The 3,415-nt window shown below is 53.0% G+C and carries 3 rRNA genes; all 3 read right to left on the bottom strand.

Annotation, left to right across the window (positions count from 1 at the left end):
- Window positions 1–122 (bottom strand): 5S ribosomal RNA (gene rrf / locus FTO70_RS17810); the annotation flags it as partial.
- A 134-nt stretch (window positions 123–256) separates the two neighbouring features.
- Window positions 257–378 (bottom strand): 5S ribosomal RNA (gene rrf, locus FTO70_RS17805).
- 78 nt (window positions 379–456) lie between these two features.
- Window positions 457–3,364: ribosomal RNA gene (locus FTO70_RS17800) — 23S ribosomal RNA — on the bottom strand.
- Between the last annotated feature and the right edge of the window lie 51 nt (window positions 3,365–3,415).

Raw genomic sequence — 3,415 nt, 5'->3', positions numbered from 1 at the left:
TATGGCAGCGATCCAGAGTTCCCGAAGGCTCGCGCACTTCAGTACAGTAAGGAACGCGGGCAGGCTTATCTGCTGTGTTCGGGATGGGTAACAGGAGTTGCCCTGCCGCTATGGCCGCCATAAGCAATTAATGAGACGGATTGATGAAATGGAGTTGAGAAGACGTAGAGTAGACAGGATAACAGGATAGCAACAAAAGATCAAGAAAACAGACAAAACAAGTTCAAAAAGGTTAGAGATAAGAGTGATAGGGTGAGCGTGGCAGCGATCCAGAGTTCCCGAAGACTCGCGTACTTCAGTACAGTAAGGAACGTGGGCGGGCTTATCTGCTGTGTTCGGGATGGGTACAGGAGTGACCCCGCCGCTATGGCCGCCACACTCAACCTATGAATGGGATTGTGGAAAAAGTCATGTATAGTGGTGCTGCATAAACTGGATTTCGCCTGGACCTGGTTATGGTGAGCGGAACGGATAATTAGTGAACGCGGACTGAACACCTCGTTGCCTTGGTGCTTACATCCCGTTTCTATCAAACCGGTCTTTTACCGGCAACCTTAATGAAGTCTCTTTTTAGGCGGGATTTCGAGCTTAGATGCATTCAGCTCTTATTCCGTGGCGCGTAGCTGCCCGGCGGTGCCTTGTCAGACAACCGGTACACCAGTGGCGCCGCTGCTTTGTTCCTCTCGTACTAAAAGCAGCTTACCCTCAGACTTCGGGCACCTCTAGTAGATAGTAACCGACCTGTCTCACGACGGTCTAAACCCAGCTCACGATCTCCTTTAATAGGCGAACAACCTCACCCTTGGCCGCTGCTGCACGGCCAGGATGGAAAGAACCGACATCGAGGTAGCAAGCTGCCGGGTCGATATGTACTCTTGCCGGCAACGACTCAATTATCCCCGGGGTAACTTTTCTGTCATTTTTGGCCCCCACCAAGGAGGCTCAAAAGTTCGCTAGAACCGACTTTCGTCTCGTCATCCACTGCTTTGCTGAATAACGTCAGGCTGACTTATACTCTTGCACTCTTCAGCGAGTTTCCGACCCGCTTGAGTCAACCATTGCGCGCCCTTGATATCTTTTCAAGGGCGTCCCGCCCCAGGCAAACTGCCCACCTATCGGGGTCCTCTTCGCAGAGTTAGGGTCGTAGTCCCAGAAGGGTAGTGTCCCAATTGTGGCTCCACGGATGCTGGCGCACCCGCTTCGACGCCTCCTACCTACACTGTACATCCAGAACCACAACCCAACGACAGGCTGCAGTAAAGCTCCACGGGGTCTTCACTTCCCCCTAGAGGTCTCTAGACTGTGCACTAGAATGTAAGCTTCACCGGACTCCAGTTAGGGACAGTAGGGCTCTCATTGATCCATTCATGCAAGTCGCCAATTAAGCGACAAGGTACTACGCTACCTTAAGAGGGTCATAGTTACCCCCGCTGTTTACAGGCCCTTCGTCCCGTTGAACCGGGGTTTCAGGTACCTGCACTGAGCAGGATTCAGAGATTGTACTAGCCCTTACGGGTTTGCAATCTCCTATGTTGGTATTAGACAGTTAGAGCCCCCTGGTCACTGCGACCTGCTGTCTACACAGCAGGCACTCCTTATCCCGAAGTTACGGAGCTAATTTGCCGAATTCCCTTAACTGAATTACTCCGACACGCCTAAGCCTTTTCAGCTAGGGGCACCTGTGTCAGTTCTCGGTACGGACATTTAGCTGCCCTTTTCACGGGTCCCTGGGTGCAGCCGACTTTCGCTATCACAGATTCACCGAATTCTCGCCATTACGGCTCTCCAACGGTTTAGCTGCTTGGACGGCGCGACGACGCCGCTCGGCCTGCCCTGAGACGTCAGGCATGTAGCGCTAAATGGTACAGGAATATTAACCTGTTTCCCTTTCGGCGTACTCGAATTACGGTACGTCTTAGGACCGACTAACCCTCGGCTGACGAACATTGCCGAGGAAACCTGGCCCCTTCGGCGGCAGGGATTCTCACCCTGCTATGCTGCTACTATTACCAGGATTTTCGTTTGCGAACGGTCCACAGGACTTCACAGCCCTGCTTCTGCCCGAACGCAACGCCTTCCTACAAGATTACCTCGCGGTACTCCGTGGTATCGGTGGTCGACTTGAGCCCCGTCAATTTTCGGGGCCCCAAACCTCGACTGGTGAGCTGTTACGCACTCTTTGAAGGGTAGCTGCTTCTAAGCTAACCTTCCAGCTGTCTTGGGCTTGGGACGCCCTTTAGTGTTTACACTTAGTCGACACTTGGGGACCTTAACCACGGGCTGGGTTGTCTCCCTTACGGACTACAAGCTTACCCCAGCAGTCCGGACTCCGACTTTCTACGATGACGGTGGGTTTGGAGTTTGACAGGCGGGCGAGGGATTTCTCCCCCGGAACCGCCAATCAGTGCTCTACTCCACCGACGATCTCCAGTCAGGTCATGCTGCGACATGTTTCGGAAGGAACCAGCTGATGCCGGGTTAGATTAGCATTTCACTCCGAGACGCAGGTCACACGAATGATTTGCAGATCAATACCGCTTGCGGTCCTCCACGTAGCTTTCGCCACGCTTCAACCTGCCCACGCCTAGATCACCCGGCTTCGGGTCGTACCCCGGTGACTCCACGCACTTGTATACGTCGTGCCTCACCCGAAGGTTGCGCACATGTTGCTTTCGCTTCGGCTGCCCAGATAAAAGGTTAGCCATTGCCACCAAGATACACTCCCTGGCCCGTTCTTCAAAACGTAAGATACGACACTGGCAGTGGCGCTCGTACAACATCCTCGCGAATGCTTCCTTCACGTCAAAGATCCTTTAATGCCGTATCGTTCCATCGCCACCAGGTTTCAGGCACTTTGCACCTCCCTTCTCGGGGTACTTTTCAGCTTTCGGTCACCCTACTATTTCGCTATCGGTCTCAAGGAGTATTTAGTTTTGGAGGTTGGTGCCCCCCAAATTCCCGCACGATATCCAACGCACGGTACTCAGGGACATGCTCCGGTCTTTTGGCTTGCATCTACGTGACTATCACACTCTACGGTCTGCCGTTTCAGGCAAGTTCGATTTGGCCGCCAGACGTTTAAGCAGCCCTATAACACCACATTTCCCCGAAGGGATTCGGTTTGAACTATACCGGGTTCACTCGCCGTTACTAACGGTATCTCAATTGATTTCTTTTCCCGCCCCTAATAAGATGTTTCAATTCGGGGCGTTCCCGATCATTACTGATCACTAAGGAGAGGTCTCATTCGGAAATCTCGGGTTCAACGGTTCCATGCACCTACCCCGAGCTTATCGCAGCTTGGCACGTCCTTCATCAGCTCTTGAGCCGAGCCATCCACCTGGCGGCATAACTCCGGTTACACCTAACCAGATCCAGTAAGCGTCCAGTATACAGCACCTATACATGACTTCAC

The organism is Methanosarcina sp. KYL-1 (assembly GCF_024372725.1).
In the GTDB taxonomy this organism is placed as follows: Archaea; Halobacteriota; Methanosarcinia; order Methanosarcinales; family Methanosarcinaceae; genus Methanosarcina.
Note: the sequence above shows the minus strand (reverse complement) of the source record. Positions and strands in the feature narration are given on the sequence as shown.